Here is a 19,512-nt window from a genome sequence, read left to right on the forward strand (position 1 = left end):
GTGTATAAAAATTGGATGTACAACAAAGTTTAGCGCAAATAAATGAACAATTGAAAATACATTGCGAAAAAGGTAATATTACAACAGTCCCGCACGTGATAGCAGTGACAAAATATGTTACAATAGAGCGAGCTAATAATGCTTATCAAGCAGGTATTAGACATTTTGGTGAGAATCGTTTAGAAGGTTTTCAACAAAAGAAAGCAGCTTTACCAGACGATGTAGTCATGCATTTTATCGGTTCTTTACAAACAAGAAAAGTTAAAGAGGTCATTAACGATATCGACTATTTTCACGCTTTAGATCGTCTGAAATTAGCAAAAGAGATTAATAAAAGAGCTGAACATAAAGTGAAATGTTTTGTTCAAGTCAACGTTTCTGGAGAAACGTCAAAACAAGGTATCGCTTTAGATGAGGTAGATACGTTTATTAAGGATTTAGAGCAATATGAAAACATAGAAATAATTGGTCTTATGACGATGGCACCTTATACGGATGATGAACCGTATATTAAAGATTTATTCAAATCATTAAGAGCAAAGAGAGATGAAATTAAAGCGCTCAATTTAAATTATGCACCATGCACAGAATTGTCAATGGGAATGAGTAATGATTACCATTTAGCAGCCGAAGAAGGTGCATCATTTGTGAGAATTGGGACTAAACTTGTAGGAAAAGAGGAGTGAGCCCCGTGGCTTTAAAAGATTTATTTAGTGGTTTTTTCGTAGTTGAAGAGGAAGACGATGATTTACAAGCGCCACCTGAAGAAGAACAAGATAGACAACAAGCGCAGTCTCAAACAAATTATAATAATCAACAAAATGACAATACAGAAAGACAACGCATACAGTCCGTACCCAAAAAACAACCAACAAGATTACAACAATCAACCGGGGAAAGGAAGTATCAAATGAATAACAGTGCACCTAAAAATAATACTAGGAACGTTGTGAACATGAATAATCAAGATCAAAACAATTATGGTTTTACGCAAGAAAGTTCTAAAATGTGTTTATTTGAACCACGCGTCTTTTCAGATACTCAAGACATTGCGGACGAATTAAAAAATCGCAGAGCAACTTTAGTGAACTTACAACGTATTGATAAAGTATCTGCAAAAAGAATTATCGATTTTCTAAGTGGTACCGTTTATGCAATTGGTGGAGACATTCAACGTGTAGGTTCTGACATATTCTTATGTACGCCAGATAATGTTGAAGTTGCAGGAAGCATAACAGATCAAATCGAAAATATGGAATACCAAGGTGAATAGAGGTAAACATTCATGGATATAGGTTTATTAGCAAATATATTTCAATTTATTTTATTCTTGGTTCAAATTTATTACTTTGGGATGATTGTATATTTCTTTATGTCATGGCTTCCAGGCGCACGTGAAAATAAATTCGGTCAATTTTTATCAAAATTGTATGAACCGTTTTTAGAACCATTCCGTAAAATTATTCCACCTATTGGCATGATTGATATTTCATCCATTGTTGCAATAATTGTACTTGTATTATTCCGAACTGGTTTAGAAAATATTTTTAATTTAATTTTAAATTATTTAGTGTAAGTTTTGTATTGAGGATAAATGATATTTGAATAAATTATAAAATAAATGTTAAGCACCTAACGTTAAAAACGAGAGGTGCTTTAACTTATATTTGGAGTGAAATCACATCGATATTTATCAACATTTTAGAAAAGAAGAACATGAATTAATCGATCAACTCATCGATAAGTGTTATCGTGCCAACGACCAGTTTGCACCTGTATTAACTTCCTTTTTAGATCCCAGAGGCCAATATATATTAAATGTTGTAGTTGGTAGTTTTCAAGATTTAGAAGTTACTTTTTATGGTGGGCCATATGCTGAGAGACAAAGAGCCATCATAGCACCAGATTACTTTCAACCTGAGGTGGAAGATTTTGAAATCATTCTTTTTGAAATCGATTATCCTCAAAAATTTGTCACACTTCAACACCAACATGTCTTGGGCACAATTATGTCATTGGGAATCGAAAGAGACCAATTAGGTGATATTGTTGTAGATAATCGCATACAATTTACTTTGACAAAGCAATTAGAATCATATATTATATTGGAATTAAATAAAATTAAAGGCGCGACAGTTAAACTAAATGCGCTACCAATAAAAGATATGATACAATCAGTAGAGAACTGGTACTCATCCGAAACAACCGTAACTGGTTTACGTTTAGATGTCGTTCTAAAAGAAATGATTCGTAAATCTCGTTCCATTAGCAAACAGTTAATCGAAAAGAAACGTGTTAAAGTTAATCATACGATTATTGATTCTGCAGATTTCCAACTGGATAAAGGTGACTTACTATCTATTCAAGGGTATGGCAGAGCAATGATTACTGATATTGGTGGAAAAACAAAAAAAGATAAAGTACGAATTTCCTACAAAACTTTATTTAAATAAGTTATACTTATAAGGTGTAGAACAACCGAATTTTAACGACTAATATAAGCAATGATACCATATTAGATGAAATTTTATTTATGATATTTAATGAAATTACAAAATAGTGTATGATAGAAGGAGGATAATGACGCATGGCTTTTACACCAAGTGAAATAAAAAACAAATCCTTTACTCGTGTGAAAACGGGTTTTGAACCAACTGAAGTTGAAAGTTATCTAGAACAGCTCAGTAATGAAATTGAACGTTTAAAAGAAGATAAAGCACAACTAGAAAAAGTTGTCGAAGATAAAGAAACAAATATTCAATCTTATAAAGATGTGCATCAATCTGTGAGCGATGCATTAGTTCAAGCGAAACAAGCTGGAGAAGAGACGAAAGCAGCAGCCAATAAAGATGCAGAGGCAACAATTGCTAAAGCAAAAAGCGAAGCAGATCGTATTGTCAATGATGCAGTTGAAAAAGCTCGTCGTCTTTCTTTCCAAACAGAAGATATGAAACGCCAATCTAAAATATTTAGATCTCGTTTCCGTATGTTAGTAGAAGCACAGTTAGATTTACTTAAAAATGATGATTGGGATTATTTATTAAATTATGACCTTGATTCTGAACAAGTAACACAAGAGAATATTAATCATTTAAATGAAAATGAATTAACTGAAGAAGAAAAAGCGATGAAAGCAAAAGCTGAAGCAGATAGTACGGCAGAGGCGGATGCAGAAGCAACAGATAACAGCGGTTCAACAGATAATGAGAATAATAAACAATAAACAGCAGACGCGTAAGAAACAGTCGATATATTCAAGCGAGTTAGGGATAGTGTGAGCCTAATATATATTTGTTTCTTATATCACTGTAGTTTTAACTGAATAACATGCAATGAGAGAACTCTAAGTTGAGTTAATCAGGGTGGTAACGCGGTATATATCGTCCCTGTTAATTGAACTTAGAGTTCTTTTTATTGTTAAATACTAATCAAGTCAGAATATTGTAATAAGGAGTGTAGGAAATGGACTACAAAGATACGTTATTAATGCCGAAAACGAATTTTCCAATGCGTGGAGGATTACCGAATAAAGAGCCAAAAATCCAAGAAGAATGGGATGCTAATGATATTTATCAAAAAGCATTAGACAAAAATAAAGATAACGAACATTATATTTTACATGATGGTCCACCATATGCAAATGGTAACTTACATATGGGACATGCGTTAAATAAAATTTTGAAGGATTTTATTACGCGTTATAAAACAATGCAAGGTTTCTATACACCATATGTTCCTGGTTGGGATACACATGGGTTACCAATTGAACAAGCGCTTACTAAAAAAGGTGTTAAGCGTAAAGAATTATCAATTGCTGAATTTAGAAGAAAATGTGAAGCATTTGCGTTAGAACAAATAGAAAATCAAAAAAAAGATTTTAAACGCCTTGGTGTTAAAGGAGATTTTGCTGATCCATATATTACATTAAAACCGGAATATGAAGCTGCACAAATTCGTTTATTTGGTGAAATGGCTGATAAAGGTCTTATTTACAAAGGTAAAAAACCAGTTTATTGGTCACCATCTAGTGAATCATCGCTTGCTGAAGCAGAAATTGAATATCAAGATAAGCGTTCGCCATCTATTTATGTAGCATTTGATGTTAAAGATAGCAAAGGTATTGTTGATGAAGATGCAAAATTCGTTATTTGGACTACTACACCTTGGACATTACCATCGAATGTTGCGATCACAGTACACCCAGATTTAATTTATGGTCAATATAATGTGAATGGTGACAAATATATCATCGGTAAAGACTTAGTTGCTAATGTTGCTGAAGCATTAGGATGGAACGAAGATGCCATTGAATTAGAAAAAGAATTCAAAGGTAGTGACTTAGAGTATATCGAAACACAACATCCTTTTGTTGATCGTGTGTCACTCGTGATTAATGGATTACATGTGACAACAGATGCTGGTACAGGGTGTGTTCATACGGCACCTGGACATGGGGAAGACGACTTTGTAGTAGGTCAAAAATATAACTTGCCTGTTATTAGCCCTGTAGATGATAAAGGTGTATTTACAGAAGAAGCCGGTCAATTTGAAGGTATGTTCTACGATAAAGCGAACAAAGAAATTACAGATTTATTAAAAGAAAATGGTTCATTATTAAAATTAGAATTTATTACTCATAGTTACCCACATGATTGGCGTACTAAAAAACCTGTTATTTTCCGTGCAACACCACAATGGTTTGCCTCTATTGATAAAGTACGTCAAGATATTTTAGATGCAATCGAAGATACACACTTCAAGGTTGATTGGGGTAGAACTCGTATTTATAACATGGTAAGAGATCGTGGCGAATGGGTTATATCACGTCAACGTGTTTGGGGTGTACCATTACCAGTATTTTATGCGGAAAATGGCGATATTATTATGACTAAGGAAACTGTTAATCATGTTGCAGATTTATTCCAAGAACATGGTTCAAATGTATGGTTTGAGCGAGAAGCTGCAGAGTTACTACCTGAAGGGTTCACACATCCAAGCAGTCCAAATGGTGTGTTTACAAAAGAAACAGATATCATGGACGTTTGGTTCGATTCTGGATCATCACACCGTGGTGTATTAGAAGAACGTCCGGAACTTTCATATCCTGCTGATTTATATCTAGAAGGTAGTGACCAGTACCGTGGTTGGTTTAACTCTTCAATTACAACTTCTGTTGCTACGAGAGGAATTTCACCATATAAAATGTTACTTTCACATGGATTTGTGATGGATGGTGAAGGTAAAAAGATGAGTAAATCATTAGGTAATGTCATTGTACCTGATCAAATCGTCAAACAAAAAGGTGCAGATATTGCGCGTCTTTGGGTAAGTAGTGTAGATTATTTATCAGATGTGCGTATTTCTGATGAAATTTTAAAACAAACTTCTGATGTATATCGTAAAATTAGAAATACCTTAAGATTTATGTTAGGTAATTTAAATGATTATAATCCTTCAACAGATGCAATTGCAGAATCTGAGCTATTAGAAGTAGATAAATATTTATTAAATAGATTACGTGAATTTACTGCGAATACGCTAGACAATTACGATAATTATGATTATTTAGATATATATCAAGAATTACAAAATTTCATTAACGTTGAATTAAGTAATTTCTATTTAGATTACGGTAAAGATATCTTGTACATTGAAGAGCAGAATGCACATAAACGTCGCAGTATGCAAACAGTGTTGTACCAAATTGTAGTAGACATGACAAAATTATTAGCGCCTATCCTAGCGCATACGTCTGAAGAAGTGTGGTCACATATCCCACATGTAGAGGAAGAAAGTGTTCATTTAACACGTATGCCTGAACGTGTAGCAGTTGATGCTGAATTCATGGAAAAATGGAATACATTTATGAAATTGCGTGACGATGTGAACCGTGCTTTAGAAGTTGCGCGTAATGAAAAAGTAATTGGTAAATCATTAGAAGCCAAAGTGGTAATCGGTAGCAATGATAACTTTGATGCGACTACATTTTTACAACAATTCTCTGACCTACAACAATTATTTATTACTTCACAAGCGGAGGTAGTTGATAAAGTTGAAAATGGAGAATCATATCAATATGGTGATATCCACATTGAACATGCTCACGGAGAAAAGTGTGAACGTTGTTGGAACTATAGTGAATCATTGGGTTCAGTAGGTGAATTAGATAACCTATGTCCACGTTGTCAAGCAGTAGTTAAAACACTTGTTTAAATATTGATAAATGTTAAAGTAAGAACATGGCAAATACGTTATTCATAAAATATTAAACGGTTTTGTTCTGATGTATTTAAATAGAATTATAAAAAGTGCGATATGTATTTTTACATTAAAACAAGTTATGACTAATATTTTTGAAAAACCTGAGACATCAGTACGATGTCCCAGGTTTTCTTTTCGCTAATATAAAAATGAAACGAGTTATTTCACGAATCCAAAAGTAAGATTAAAATGAGCATATTAAAATTTAAAATTAAATAAATCAGATATAATGGATGCAATAAGCAATTAGAAAGGTGTTAAATATGTTCCATAACGAAAGTGCCCATTTTGTAAATGGCATTATATTAAATGTAAGAGATAAAGATGAAATGAAAAAATTTTATGGAGATATTATTGGATTAAATGTAGTAAATGAATCATATTCTACAATTCAATATGAGGTTGGTAATCTGAATCACTTCATGACACTTAATCAAATCAATATGGGAAGAGAACCTCTTGTTTCAGAAGCAGGTTTATTTCACTTAGCGATAAAATTACCATCTAAAACAGACTTAGCAGACTTGCTTGTGCAATTCAGTGAATATAAAATACCTATCAATGGTGGCGAACACAACATTTCAACTTCATTATATTTAGAAGATACGGAAGGAAACGGCTTGGAGTTTTATGTAGATAATCCCATTGATGAATGGTCTATTGAAAATGAAAAAGCAGTTTTAGAAACAAAACCATTAAATGTACCTAAATTACTAACTTATGTCTCAGATGAGAAGTGGCAAGGTATTCCTAATGAAAGTATTATTGGATATATAAATTTAAAAACAATTCGATTAAATAGAGTTAAGCAATATTATAAAAATTACATTGGTTTGGTACCTTCTTCTGTAGAAACTGACAGTGCGGTTTATTTAGCTTCAAATGGTTATCACCAACATCTCGTAGTGAATAATTGGTTATCAAGTGTAAAACGTATAGAAAATCATAGAACTTATGGTTTAGCGTGTGTAGATTTTCATTTTCCAGAAACAACACATAAATTATTAGCTGGACCTGATGGTATTCAATTTAGGTTTAATTATTATTCCGTACTCTAGAATAATGTCTATTTTAATAACATTTTAAAAAATCAACTTATTATTTGAACTGTAACTTTTTTTATAAGTTTGATTAGGATATAATGAGAGTTGTTGTAAAAAGCGACCGCACGAAGAACAAATAGGAGGTACAGACATGAAACGTCAGTACTATATTGGTATTTCTATATTTATAACAATTGTTATACTTATATTAGATCAAATCACAAAATTTATAATAACTAAAACAATGCAAATTGGTGACTCATTTGAAGTAATCCCTAATTTTTTGAGTATCACTTCACATAGAAATAATGGTGCAGCATGGGGAATTTTAAGTGGAAAGATGGCTTTTTTCTATATTATAACTGTCATTATTCTGATCATACTCATTGTCTTTTTTATAAAAGAAGCGAAGCATAATTTGTTAATGCAAATTGCTATAAGTTTATTGTTTGCTGGTGCTTTAGGTAACTTTATTGATCGTGTATTAAATGGTGAAGTTGTAGACTTTGTTGATACTTATATATTTAGTTATAATTTTCCAATATTTAACGTAGCTGATTCTAGTTTAACTATAGGCGTCGTTTTAGTAATAATCGCATTATTAAGGGATATGAGGACAGAAGAATAGGAGAGATAGTGTATGGAATTTCATGAGTTTAATATAGACGACCCAGCTAATGTAGGACAACGAATAGATAAATTATTGCCTGAATTTAATACTGAATGGTCACGTACTCAAATGCAAGATTGGATTAAAGAAGGCCTGGTTAAAGTCAATGGTAAAGTGATAAAATCCAATTATAAAACTAAGTCAAATGATAAAATTATAGTAACTGAGAAAGAAATTGTTGAGGCAGATATTAAACCAGAAAATCTTAATCTGAATTTTTATTATGAAGACGATGATGTCGCAATTGTATATAAACCTAAAGGGATGGTAGTACATCCATCAGCAGGTCATTATACGGGTACATTAGTAAATGGACTAATGTATCAAATGAAAGACTTATCTGGTATAAACGGAGAGATACGTCCAGGAATTGTACATCGTATTGACAAAGACACTTCCGGGTTATTAATGATTGCAAAAAATGATGTTGCACATCGTAGTTTAGTAGAACAGTTGATAGATAAATCAGTAACGCGTAAATATATTGCATTGGTACATGGTAACATTCCACATGATTATGGTACTGTTGATGCACCTATTGGTAGAAATAAGAATGACCGCCAATCTATGGCTGTAGTTGATGATGGTAAAGACGCGATTACTCACTTTAATGTATTAGAACATTTTAATAAATATACGTTAATAGAATGTCAGTTAGAAACAGGCCGTACTCACCAAATTCGTGTGCATATGAAATACATTGGTTACCCATTAGTAGGAGATCCCAAATATGGTCAGAAAAAAACATTAGATATTGGTGGTCAAGCATTGCATGCTGCAGTAATCGGTTTTGAACATCCAGTTACACAAGCGTATATTGAAAAGACAGCACCTTTACCAGAGGAATTTGAGCAACTCTTAAATGATATTCGTAAATCTGATAATTAATAATGCTTTGCTAAGTTATATCGTGAATTTTAGATAATACCATGATATATAAATGGGATTGGAACAGAAATCTAATTTTATTAATTAGATTTCGTTATCTCACCCCAACAAGCATGAATAGAAGTGAAAAAATGATTTAAAGGCAAACGATCGCTTTTATAAAACGAACGATATTCTAATATAGACTTGCAACGATATGTTATTCATGATAATATAATGACAGTTTAATAAAGAACGAACGTCTTTAATTGAAAGTCCAGAGAGGCTTCGAAGACATGTAATGAAAATAGAATATACAAACAAAGTATTTAAGTTATAACAATAGCTAAAGCCATCGTAGTTTTTCGTAAAACGCGATAAAAGTCATAATCACAAGTACAAAAATGGTTATGATGGAGAAATCATCTAAGTTTTAGATATGTCTCTACATTTTGTTTGTAATATTTTATTACGCTACCTCATGTCTTCTGAAGATGTGAGGTTTTTTTAATATCATTAAAATTAAGGTAGGTGCCCAAAATGTCAGAACGCGTAATTATGGATGAAGCAGCAATACAAAGAACAGTTACACGTATTGCACACGAAATCTTAGAATACAACAAAGGTACTGATGAATTAATTTTATTAGGCATTAAAACAAGAGGGGCATTTTTAGCACGACGTATCCAACAAAAAATTGAACAAATTGAGGAAATAACTGTCCCGACAGGTACGATTGATATTACACAATTTAGAGATGATTTAGAACAGACAATAGATCAAGTGGCAGAACAGACGTATGAAATTGATGTCAATATAACAAATCAAGTCGTGATTATTGTGGATGATGTTCTATATACTGGGCGTACAGTTAGAGCATCGCTTGATGCAGTACTTCAATATGCAAGACCTAGAAAAATAGGATTAGCAACGCTTATTGATCGTGGACATAGAGAGCTTCCAATACGCGCAGACTTTGTTGGTAAAAATATACCGACCGCTAGAGAAGAAGCTGTCTCGGTTTTTCTTAGTGAAATAGATAGTAGAAATGCAGTTGTAATTGAATAAATCAACACCTTTTAATTCAGTACGAGAGACTGAGAAAGGGAAGAGAATCATGTGGAAGTCAAAGGCAAGTTGCTAGGAAGCCACACTTCAAAATATAGTTATATTATAAAAAACATATACTATAGATTCTCTCCATATCATCTGAACTTAATTTAAGCTAACTATTCAAACAGCAATGCTGATGATTTAAGTCGTAATGTTGTTTGAACAAGCTGAATTTTGATTTGAGGATAGATACTTTTTAAGTCTCTTTACATGAAAACAATGTAAAGGGACTTTTTTTATGAGAGGAAGCGGAAAGTCATGGAAAATGAAACAATGTTTGAACGGACAGCTAAACCAGTATTAGATGTACGAGATAAACCTAAATTAGGACAATGGGCATTTCTAAGCACTCAACATTTATTTGCAATGTTTGGATCGACTGTCCTCGTACCATTTTTAACTGGATTACCAATATCATCTGCTTTACTAGCATCAGGGATAGGGACATTATTATATATATTAATTACACAAGCGAAAATACCCGCATATTTAGGTTCAAGTTTCGCATTTATCACACCAATCATAACTGGATTGAATTCACATAGCTTAGGTGACATGTTAGTAGCATTGTTTATGAGCGGAGTGATGTATGTGCTTATTGGATTAGCTATTAGGTTAAGTGGAACAGGGTGGCTTATGCACTTACTTCCCCCGGTTGTTGTTGGACCAGTTATTATGGTGATTGGTTTGAGTCTGGCACCTACCGCAGTCAATATGGCGATGTTTGAAAATTCAGGAGATATGAAAGGCTATAACTTAAGTTATTTAGTAGTAGCAATGATTACGCTGCTGGTGACGATTATAGTTCAAGGATACTTTAAAGGCTTCTTGTCCCTTATACCTGTATTAATCGGCATTATAACGGGGTACATTGTGTCAATATTTATGGGGCTTGTTAATTTTAAACCTGTAGCTGAAGCAAAATGGCTGCAACTTCCAGAAGTGTACCTACCATTTAAAGATTACACACCATCATTTCATCTAGGTTTAGTACTTGTCTTAATACCAATCGTTTTTGTGACAGTTAGTGAGCACATTGGACATCAAATGGTGATTAACAAAATCGTAGGAAGAAATTTCTTTAAGGATCCAGGATTAGACAAATCAATTATTGGTGACGGAGTGTCAACGATGTTTGCAAGTATTATAGGTGGCCCACCAAGTACAACATACGGAGAAAATATAGGTGTTTTAGCTATCACGAAAATTTATAGTATATATGTTATTGGAGGTGCTGCAGTCATCGCTATAATATTAGGTTTTGTAGGCAAATTCACAGCATTAGTTTCATCTATACCAACCCCTGTTATGGGAGGTGTATCGATATTACTTTTCGGAATTATTGCAGCAAGTGGTCTGCGAATGCTTGTAGAAAGTGAAGTTGATTTTGCAAGTAACCGAAATCTAGTCATCGCATCAGTCATATTAGTTATAGGTATTGGCAACCTAGTCTTCAATCTGAATGGTATAGGTATAAATTTAGAAATTGAAGGGATGGCATTAGCAGCATTGGCAGGTATTCTACTAAACTTAATTTTACCGCAAGAGATTGAGTCAAATAAATAAACGTCTATTTCAATACTAGGAGGCTGAAAAAATGGATAACTTACTATCAATGGAACATCTAACTACAAATGAGATTTATGAACTAATAGAAATTGCAAGTGGTATTAAAAATGGATCATTTAAACCACATAATTATGAAGACAAATTTGTAGCAAACTTATTTTTTGAAAATTCTACCCGTACGAAAAGTAGCTTTTTAGTAGCAGAGCAAAAATTAGGATTAAAACTGATTGATTTCGAGACGAGCACTTCTTCTGTTCAAAAAGGTGAGAGCTTATACGATACGTGTAAAACATTAGAACAAGTAGGTGCAGATGTTCTAGTAATTAGACATTCAGATACAACATACTATAATGATTTAAATTCACTTAAGTTACCGATTATTAATGCAGGTGATGGTAGTGGACAGCATCCAACACAAAGTTTATTAGACCTAATGACAATATACGAAGAGTATGAAACCTTTAAAGATTTAAATATATTAATATGTGGAGATATTAAAAACTCCCGTGTAGCGAGAAGTAACTTTCAAAGTTTAACCGCACTCGGTGCAAATGTGATGTTCTCAAGTCCAGAAGCGTGGAGAGATGACACTTTAGAAGCACCTTATGTTGATATAGATAAAGTCATAGAGGACATAGACATTGTCATGCTACTAAGAGTACAGCATGAAAGACATGGTGATGAAGAAACAATGAATTTTGAAAATCAAAATTATCATGAAAATTTTGGTTTGACAAAAGCGCGTTATAATCGATTGAAGTCATCTGCAATTGTTATGCATCCCGCGCCTGTCAATCGCGGTGTTGAAATAGATGATTGCTTAGTAGAAGCAGAAAAATCTCGCATCTTTAAACAGATGGAAAATGGTATGTATACACGTATGGCAGTAATTGAGTATATATTACAAACAAAGGAGGCAGCAATAAATGAAATTGCTAACTAATGCGAAAATCTTAGAAAATGGTGAACTTAAAACCACTTCAATTTTAATAGAAGGTAAAACCATAAAAAAAATTGCGTCAGACATAGAGGTTGATGCCGATGTTGAAATCATTGATTTAAAAGGACATTTTGTTGCTCCAGGTTTAGTTGATGTTCATGTACATTTGCGTGAACCAGGCGGTGAACATAAAGAAACAATTGCAACGGGAACACAAGCAGCTGCAAGAGGCGGTTTTACGACAGTTTGTCCAATGCCAAATACACGACCTGTACCTGACTCTGTTGAAAATTTAGAACGTTTAAACAAATTAATCGACGAAAATGCACACGTCAGAGTTTTACCATATAGTGCAATCACAGTTAGGCAAGCAGGTACTGAACATGTTGATTTTGAAGCTTTAGCCCAGTTAGGCACATTTGCTTTTACTGATGATGGCGTAGGTGTACAACAAGCAAATATGATGTATGAAGCTATGCAACAAGCAGCTAAAGTGAATAAAGCAGTCGTTGCTCATTGTGAGGATAATAGCTTGATATATGGCGGCGCTATGCATGAAGGGGAACGTAGTAAAGCATTAGGCATACCGGGGATACCTAATATTTGTGAAGCGGTACAAATTGCGAGAGATGTTTTGCTAGCTGAAGCAGCAGGTGCACATTACCATGTCTGTCACGTATCTACAAAAGAAAGTGTACGAGCTATAAGAGATGCTAAAAAGGCAGGAATTCATGTAACAGCAGAAGTGACACCGCATCATTTATTATTAACAGAAGATGATGTGCCTGGTGATGATGCAATTTATAAAATGAATCCACCTTTAAGAAGTAAAGCAGATCGATCTGCACTAATCGAAGGATTATTAGATGGGACAATTGATTGTATTGCTACAGACCATGCGCCACATGCGAAAGAAGAAAAAGCACAACCAATGACAAAAGCGCCTTTCGGCATTGTTGGTAGTGAAACAGCATTTCCATTATTGTATACACACTTTGTAAAAAATGGTAACTGGTCATTGCAACAATTGGTTGACTATTTAACGATTAAACCATCTCAAATATTTGATTTACCTTATGGAAGATTAGAAGAGGGTGGTTTAGCTGACCTTACTGCCATTAATTTAGAAGACGAGAAAGAGATTAGGGCAGAAGATTTTGCGTCAAAAGGGTCAAACACACCATTTATAGGTGAAAAAGTATACGGAACTCCAGTATTAACATTGGTAGAAGGTGAAGTTAAATTTAAGGAGGAAAAGTAATGTTGCAAAAACGCTATTTAGTTTTAGAAGATGGAACATATTATGAAGGTTATCCATTAGGATCGGACCATTTAACGAAAGGCGAAATAGTATTTAATACGGCTATGACTGGGTATCAAGAAACGATATCAGATCCATCTTATACAGGGCAAATTATTACGTTTACTTATCCATTAATAGGAAACTACGGAATTAATCGAGATGATTTTGAATCTTTGATACCAACATTGAATGGTGTTGTTGTCAAAGAAGCAAGCACATATCCGAGTCATTTTCGCATGCAAAAAACATTCCACGAAGTGTTAAAAGATTATGATATACCAGGTATTTCAGGTGTGGATACACGTAGTATTACTCGAAAAATTAGAAACTATGGCGTTTTAAAAGCAGCTTTTACAGATAATAAGGCAGATATTCCACAATTAATAGAAGAGTTGAAAGTAATTGAATTACCTAGAGATGAAGTGAAAACAGTGTCTACCAAAACACCATATGTCTCTACGGGTTATGATTTAAGTGTTGTACTTGTAGATTTTGGTAAAAAACAAAATATTGTGAGAGAACTTAATTTACGTGGTTGTAATGTTACAGTTGTACCTTATGATTCGACAGCAGAAGAAATTATTAGAATGTCACCAGATGGAGTCATGTTGTCTAATGGACCTGGTGATCCAGAAGAAGTCAAAGTTGCAATTAATATGATTAATGGTATTTTAGGAAAAATTCCTTTCTTTGGTATCTGTTTAGGCCATCAATTATTTGCACTTTCACAAGGCGCTACATCGTTTAAAATGAAATTTGGACATAGAGGGGCAAACCATCCTGTGAAAGATTTAAAGAGTGGGAAAATAGCATTAACTAGCCAAAATCATGGTTATGCGATCGATAAAGATTCATTAGCCAGTACACCTTTAGAAATAACACATATAGCGATTAATGACGGTACAGTTGAAGGTTTAAGACACCAATCATTACCTGCGTTTTCAGTACAATATCATCCTGAAGCAAGTCCTGGACCTACAGATTCAAATTATTTGTTTGATGAATTTATTAAAATGATGCATGACTTTAAAGAAAAGGAGATTTTGACAAATGCCTAAACGTAACGATATTAAAACGATTTTAGTTATAGGATCTGGACCCATTATTATAGGCCAAGCTGCAGAATTTGATTATGCGGGGACACAAGCATGCTTAGCATTACGAGAAGAAGGTTATCGCGTTATATTAGTAAATTCAAATCCAGCTACAATCATGACAGATAATGAAATTGCTGACAAAGTCTACATTGAACCTTTAACGCATGACTTTATTGCACGTATTATTCGTAAAGAACAACCTGATGCGCTGTTACCAACATTAGGTGGTCAAACAGGGCTTAATATGGCGATTCAATTACATGATAGCGGTGTATTAGAAGCGAACAACGTACAATTACTAGGTACTAAATTGGCTTCTATTCAACAAGCGGAAGATAGAGAATTATTTAGAGACTTAATGAATGAGCTAGATGTTCCAGTTCCAGAAAGCGATATCGTCAATACTCTAGAACAGGCGTTTGAATTTAAAGAAGCGGTAGGGTACCCATTAATTGTGAGACCGGCTTTCACGATGGGCGGTACTGGTGGTGGTATTTGCCATAATGATGAAGAGTTTAAACAAGTGGTAACGAATGGCTTACATTACAGTCCGGCAACACAATGCTTAATTGAAAAATCAATCGCAGGTTTTAAAGAGATTGAATATGAAGTGATGCGAGATAAAAATGATAATGCCATTGTTGTATGTAACATGGAAAATATAGACCCAGTCGGCATACATACTGGCGATTCAATTGTAGTAGCACCTAGTCAAACTTTATCAGATGTTGAATATCAAATGTTACGTGATGTGTCGTTAAAAGTTATTCGTGCTTTAGGCATTGAAGGTGGTTGTAATGTACAACTGGCATTAGACCCACACTCAATGAAATATTATATAATTGAAGTGAACCCACGTGTGTCACGTTCATCAGCTTTAGCTTCTAAGGCTACAGGCTATCCGATTGCAAAATTAGCTGCAAAAATAGCGATAGGTTTATCATTAGATGAAATGTTGAATCCAATCACTAAAACCTCTTATGCTGCATTTGAACCGACGTTGGACTATGTTATTTCAAAAATCCCACGTTTTCCTTTCGATAAATTTGAAAAGGGTGAACGTGTGCTCGGTACACAAATGAAAGCAACTGGTGAGGTAATGGCGATTGGCCGAACATATGAAGAGTCTTTATTAAAAGCAATTCGCTCACTCGAATATGGCGTGCATCATTTGGGATTACCAAATGGTGAAACATACGATTTAGATTATATAAAAGCGCGTATACAAGACCAAGATGATGAGCGCTTATTCTTTATAGGAGAAGCGATAAGAAGAGGTACATCTTTAGAAGAAATACACGAACTGACTAAGATTGATTACTTCTTCTTAAATAAATTCTTGCACATCATTGATATAGAACATGACTTAAAAGTACACAAAGGAGATATAGATTATTTAAAATTTGCTAAGAGTTATGGGTTTAGTGATCGCGTTATTGCACATCGTTTTGATATGTCAGAATCAGAAGTTTATAACTTAAGAAAACAACATAATATTTCACCAGTATATAAAATGGTAGATACATGCGCAGCAGAATTTGAATCAGCTACACCATATTACTATGGTACGTATGAACAAGAAAATGAATCCATTATCACTGAAAAAGAAAAAATATTAGTCTTGGGATCAGGGCCAATAAGAATCGGTCAAGGTGTCGAATTTGATTATGCAACTGTGCATGCTGTGTGGGCTATTCAACAAGCTGGTTATGAAGCTATTATCGTCAATAATAACCCTGAAACAGTATCTACAGACTTTTCAATTTCAGACAAATTATATTTTGAGCCATTAACAGAAGAAGATGTCATGAATATTATAAATATTGAACAGCCAAAAGGTGTAGTAGTACAGTTTGGTGGTCAAACTGCGATTAATTTAGCAGATAAAATTGAAAAGTATGGTGTGAAAATTTTAGGAACGTCACTCGAAGATTTGAATCGTGCGGAAGATCGTAAAGAATTTGAGGCACTGTTACATAAAATTGATGTACCTCAACCTAAAGGCAAGACAGCAACGTCAACTGATGAAGCGCTCAATAATGCACGTACAATCGGTTATCCTGTAGTAGTTAGACCTTCGTATGTATTAGGTGGACGTGCCATGGAAATCGTGTATAACGATGAAGAGTTAACCAATTATATGAATCAAGCAGTGAAAGCGAGTCCGGATCATCCTGTATTAGTTGATAGATATCTCACAGGTAAAGAAATTGAAGTCGATGCTATTTCTGATGGTGAAACGGTAATTATTCCAGGGATTATGGAACATATTGAACGCGCTGGTGTCCATTCAGGTGATTCGATTGCGGTATATCCTCCACAATCGTTGACACCAAATGAACTTAAAACATTAGAAGATTATACAATTCGCTTAGCGAAAGGGCTAAATATCATAGGTCTAATCAATATACAATTTGTCATTGCACATGATGGTGTTTATGTTTTAGAAGTGAATCCTCGTGCAAGTCGTACAGTTCCTTTCTTAAGTAAAATTACGCATATTCAAATGGCACAGTTGGCCATGCGCGCTATTGTAGGTGAGAAACTTAAGGATTTAGGTTATAACGAGGGCGTTCAACCATATAGTGAAGGTGTCTTTGTTAAAGCTCCGGTATTTAGCTTTAACAAATTGAAAAATGTAGATATTACCTTAGGACCTGAAATGAAATCAACTGGGGAAGTCATGGGGAAAGATTTAACCATGGAAAAAGCATTATATAAAGGTTTGACAGCAAGTGGTATGGAAGTAAAAGATTATGGTACGGTATTGATGACCGTAAGTGATAAAGACAAAGATGAAATTGTGAATATCGCGGCTCGCTTAAATGAAGTCGGCTATAAAATATTAGCTACGGAAGGTACTGCTAAAAAATTAGAAAGTAACCATATCACTGCAGAAACTGTAGGTAAAATTGGTGGAGAAAACGATTTATTATCACGTATACAAACGAATGATGTTCAAATTGTGATCAATACGATGACAAAAGGGAAAGAAGTTGAACGTGATGGTTTTCAAATTAGACGTGCCTCTGTTGAAAATGGCGTACCATGTCTAACTTCATTAGATACTGCAGAAGCATTAACATCCGTTATAGAAAGCATGACTTTCACGATGAAAAATATGTAAAATATAATAAAAAAACTGAAATAATTTTTATACTTTAATGCAAAGAAATGCTATTGGCAATAGACGGCTAGGATAAAAATATATTTATGAAATTTTTCTCTTAGTCGTCCTTGTCAGTATGAAAAAAATTCCAAAATATTATTGCTGTCATATGTCCATACACGCTTGGCAAATATAATAAAATAGCTATAGATGAGAGGCGATATATATGCAAAATAATCTACCTATCATTGCTTTAGATTTTGAATCAGCAGAAGCGGTTACACAATTTTTAAATCAATTTGATGAACCTTTATTTGTCAAAGTTGGAATGGAACTTTTTTATCAAACTGGGCCTTCATTAATCACTGATATTAAGAAACGTGGTCATAGCATATTCTTAGATTTAAAATTGCATGATATTCCTAACACTGTTGGTAAAGCAATGGAAGGCTTAAGCAAATTAGATGTCGATTTAGTAAATGTACACGCAGCTGGTGGTTCAGAAATGATGAAACGTGCTGTAGAAGGTATTAGAAAATATAACAGTAATATTAAAATTATTGCGGTTACACAATTAACGTCGACTACAGAAACAATGTTGCGTGATGAACAAAATATCCAAAGTACAATGGATGAAGCAGTGTTGAATTATGCTCGTCTAGCTCAATTATCAGGATTAGATGGCGTTGTATGTTCACCACTTGAAGCAAATTTAGTAAAACAGGAATTAGGTGAATCTTTCTTGAAAGTGACACCAGGCATCAGACCAGAAAACACTTCTTCAGATGATCAACAACGTATTACGACACCAGAAAAAGCAAGTGTTTTAGGCGCTACACACATTGTTGTAGGACGACCGATTACACAAAGTGAAAATCCGGTAACGAGTTATCAAAAAATTAAAGAAAGTTGGTTGAAATCACATGACTAAATCAATTGCACAAGCATTGTTAGATATAAAAGCTGTATCATTATCTCCCAATGATCCGTTTACTTGGAGTTCAGGTATTAAATCGCCAATATACTGTGATAATCGCATCACACTAGGTTTTCCTGATGTACGTACTCATATTAGAGATGGCCTGCAAGCATTGATTGAAACACATTTTAAAGATATTGAAGTTATATCAGGAACTGCAACAGCCGGGATTCCACATGCAGCATATGTCTCAGAAGTGATGAACTTACCGATGAATTACGTTAGATCAAAAAGCAAAAGTCATGGTAAACAGAATCAAATTGAAGGCGCATCAAGTGAAGGTAAAAATGTAGTAGTTATAGAAGATTTAATATCTACAGGTGGCTCTTCAATAACTGCAGTAGATGCACTAAAAGCTGCAGGTGCAAATGTATTAGGTGTAGTAGCAATCTTTACTTATGGTTTGAAAAAAGCAGATGACCAATTTGCACGAGCTGATATACCCTTCTATACATTAAGCAATTATAATGAACTAATTGAGGTTGCTAGAGAAAATGGAGAAATTTCTGAAAATGATATTACTACATTAGTTGATTGGAGAGATAACTTGTCATAAAATGT

At 34.0% G+C, this 19,512-nt stretch carries 17 protein-coding genes; all 17 read left to right on the plus strand.

The window, feature by feature from the left end; translation table 11 throughout:
- The first annotated feature begins 11 nt into the window (after nucleotides 1–11).
- The 17 genes from KA833_RS05405 to pyrE all read left to right on the plus strand — a co-directional run bounded on the left by KA833_RS05405 (nucleotide 12) and on the right by pyrE (nucleotide 19,507).
- Nucleotides 12–686, plus strand: a complete 675-nt coding sequence (locus tag KA833_RS05405) for a YggS family pyridoxal phosphate-dependent enzyme (RefSeq protein ID WP_210128074.1) — start codon at nucleotides 12–14, stop codon at nucleotides 684–686.
- 5 nt (nucleotides 687–691) lie between these two features.
- A complete protein-coding gene (locus KA833_RS05410; protein WP_046208704.1) occupies nucleotides 692–1,273 on the plus strand; it encodes a cell division protein SepF in 582 nt (193 codons plus the stop codon).
- Between the two features lie 12 nt (nucleotides 1,274–1,285).
- On the plus strand, nucleotides 1,286–1,576 hold the full coding sequence (locus KA833_RS05415; RefSeq protein ID WP_046208703.1) for a YggT family protein: 291 nt from the start codon (nucleotides 1,286–1,288) through the stop codon (nucleotides 1,574–1,576).
- Nucleotides 1,577–1,682: 106 nt separating this feature from the next.
- Complete coding sequence (locus tag KA833_RS05420; RefSeq protein ID WP_210128118.1) at nucleotides 1,683–2,453, plus strand: YlmH family RNA-binding protein; 771 nt, start codon at nucleotides 1,683–1,685, stop codon at nucleotides 2,451–2,453.
- Between the two features lie 134 nt (nucleotides 2,454–2,587).
- A complete protein-coding gene (locus tag KA833_RS05425; protein ID WP_046208701.1) occupies nucleotides 2,588–3,223 on the plus strand; it encodes a DivIVA domain-containing protein in 636 nt (211 codons plus the stop codon).
- 239 nt (nucleotides 3,224–3,462) lie between these two features.
- A complete protein-coding gene (gene ileS, locus KA833_RS05430) occupies nucleotides 3,463–6,213 on the plus strand; it encodes an isoleucine--tRNA ligase (RefSeq protein ID WP_046208700.1) in 2,751 nt (916 codons plus the stop codon).
- Nucleotides 6,214–6,524: 311 nt separating this feature from the next.
- The gene (locus KA833_RS05435; protein ID WP_210128076.1) at nucleotides 6,525–7,319 is read left to right on the plus strand and encodes a VOC family protein; all 795 of its coding nucleotides are present in this window, start codon (nucleotides 6,525–6,527) and stop codon (nucleotides 7,317–7,319) included.
- Between the two features lie 136 nt (nucleotides 7,320–7,455).
- On the plus strand, nucleotides 7,456–7,932 hold the full coding sequence (gene lspA / locus KA833_RS05440) for a signal peptidase II (protein ID WP_064209066.1): 477 nt from the start codon (nucleotides 7,456–7,458) through the stop codon (nucleotides 7,930–7,932).
- Nucleotides 7,933–7,944: 12 nt separating this feature from the next.
- Complete coding sequence (locus KA833_RS05445) at nucleotides 7,945–8,862, plus strand: RluA family pseudouridine synthase (protein WP_064209065.1); 918 nt, start codon at nucleotides 7,945–7,947, stop codon at nucleotides 8,860–8,862.
- 519 nt (nucleotides 8,863–9,381) lie between these two features.
- Nucleotides 9,382–9,909, plus strand: coding sequence for a bifunctional pyr operon transcriptional regulator/uracil phosphoribosyltransferase PyrR (pyrR, locus tag KA833_RS05450; protein ID WP_046208696.1), 528 nt, complete (start codon nucleotides 9,382–9,384; stop codon nucleotides 9,907–9,909).
- Nucleotides 9,910–10,212: 303 nt separating this feature from the next.
- Nucleotides 10,213–11,520: a uracil-xanthine permease family protein gene (locus tag KA833_RS05455; protein WP_046208695.1), complete on the plus strand. Its 1,308-nt coding sequence runs from the start codon at nucleotides 10,213–10,215 to the stop codon at nucleotides 11,518–11,520.
- Between the two features lie 31 nt (nucleotides 11,521–11,551).
- Nucleotides 11,552–12,466 carry an aspartate carbamoyltransferase catalytic subunit gene (locus tag KA833_RS05460; RefSeq protein WP_046208694.1) on the plus strand — a complete coding sequence of 305 codons (915 nt, stop codon included), beginning with the start codon at nucleotides 11,552–11,554 and terminating at the stop codon, nucleotides 12,464–12,466.
- Nucleotides 12,450–13,724: a dihydroorotase gene (locus KA833_RS05465; protein ID WP_070658394.1), complete on the plus strand. Its 1,275-nt coding sequence runs from the start codon at nucleotides 12,450–12,452 to the stop codon at nucleotides 13,722–13,724. The genes KA833_RS05460 and KA833_RS05465 overlap by 17 nt, the downstream gene beginning before the upstream one ends.
- Nucleotides 13,724–14,824 carry a carbamoyl phosphate synthase small subunit gene (locus tag KA833_RS05470; protein ID WP_210128078.1) on the plus strand — a complete coding sequence of 367 codons (1,101 nt, stop codon included), beginning with the start codon at nucleotides 13,724–13,726 and terminating at the stop codon, nucleotides 14,822–14,824. The genes KA833_RS05465 and KA833_RS05470 overlap by 1 nt, the downstream gene beginning before the upstream one ends.
- Nucleotides 14,817–17,990 carry a carbamoyl-phosphate synthase large subunit gene (gene carB / locus KA833_RS05475; protein ID WP_210128080.1) on the plus strand — a complete coding sequence of 1,058 codons (3,174 nt, stop codon included), beginning with the start codon at nucleotides 14,817–14,819 and terminating at the stop codon, nucleotides 17,988–17,990. Before KA833_RS05470 ends, carB begins: the two co-directional genes overlap by 8 nt.
- A 208-nt stretch (nucleotides 17,991–18,198) precedes the next feature.
- On the plus strand, nucleotides 18,199–18,903 hold the full coding sequence (pyrF, locus tag KA833_RS05480) for an orotidine-5'-phosphate decarboxylase (protein WP_046208690.1): 705 nt from the start codon (nucleotides 18,199–18,201) through the stop codon (nucleotides 18,901–18,903).
- On the plus strand, nucleotides 18,896–19,507 hold the full coding sequence (gene pyrE, locus KA833_RS05485; RefSeq protein WP_046208689.1) for an orotate phosphoribosyltransferase: 612 nt from the start codon (nucleotides 18,896–18,898) through the stop codon (nucleotides 19,505–19,507). The genes pyrF and pyrE overlap by 8 nt, the downstream gene beginning before the upstream one ends.
- The last annotated feature ends 5 nt before the right edge of the window (nucleotides 19,508–19,512 follow it).

It is taken from the genome of Staphylococcus sp. GDY8P67P (genome assembly GCF_017892545.1).
GTDB lineage: Bacteria > Bacillota > Bacilli > Staphylococcales > Staphylococcaceae > Staphylococcus > Staphylococcus ureilyticus.

Coding starts and splice junctions, on each gene's coding strand:
- KA833_RS05470 (WP_210128078.1), top strand. CDS start 13,724: ATGTTGCAAAAACGCTATTTAGTTTTAGAAGATGGAACATATTATGAA.
- pyrE (WP_046208689.1), top strand. CDS start 18,896: ATGACTAAATCAATTGCACAAGCATTGTTAGATATAAAAGCTGTATCA.
- carB (WP_210128080.1), top strand. CDS start 14,817: ATGCCTAAACGTAACGATATTAAAACGATTTTAGTTATAGGATCTGGA.
- KA833_RS05425 (WP_046208701.1), top strand. CDS start 2,588: ATGGCTTTTACACCAAGTGAAATAAAAAACAAATCCTTTACTCGTGTG.
- ileS (WP_046208700.1), top strand. CDS start 3,463: ATGGACTACAAAGATACGTTATTAATGCCGAAAACGAATTTTCCAATG.
- KA833_RS05460 (WP_046208694.1), top strand. CDS start 11,552: ATGGATAACTTACTATCAATGGAACATCTAACTACAAATGAGATTTAT.
- pyrR (WP_046208696.1), top strand. CDS start 9,382: ATGTCAGAACGCGTAATTATGGATGAAGCAGCAATACAAAGAACAGTT.
- lspA (WP_064209066.1), top strand. CDS start 7,456: ATGAAACGTCAGTACTATATTGGTATTTCTATATTTATAACAATTGTT.
- KA833_RS05415 (WP_046208703.1), top strand. CDS start 1,286: ATGGATATAGGTTTATTAGCAAATATATTTCAATTTATTTTATTCTTG.
- KA833_RS05445 (WP_064209065.1), top strand. CDS start 7,945: ATGGAATTTCATGAGTTTAATATAGACGACCCAGCTAATGTAGGACAA.
- KA833_RS05465 (WP_070658394.1), top strand. CDS start 12,450: ATGAAATTGCTAACTAATGCGAAAATCTTAGAAAATGGTGAACTTAAA.
- pyrF (WP_046208690.1), top strand. CDS start 18,199: ATGCAAAATAATCTACCTATCATTGCTTTAGATTTTGAATCAGCAGAA.
- KA833_RS05455 (WP_046208695.1), top strand. CDS start 10,213: ATGGAAAATGAAACAATGTTTGAACGGACAGCTAAACCAGTATTAGAT.
- KA833_RS05435 (WP_210128076.1), top strand. CDS start 6,525: ATGTTCCATAACGAAAGTGCCCATTTTGTAAATGGCATTATATTAAAT.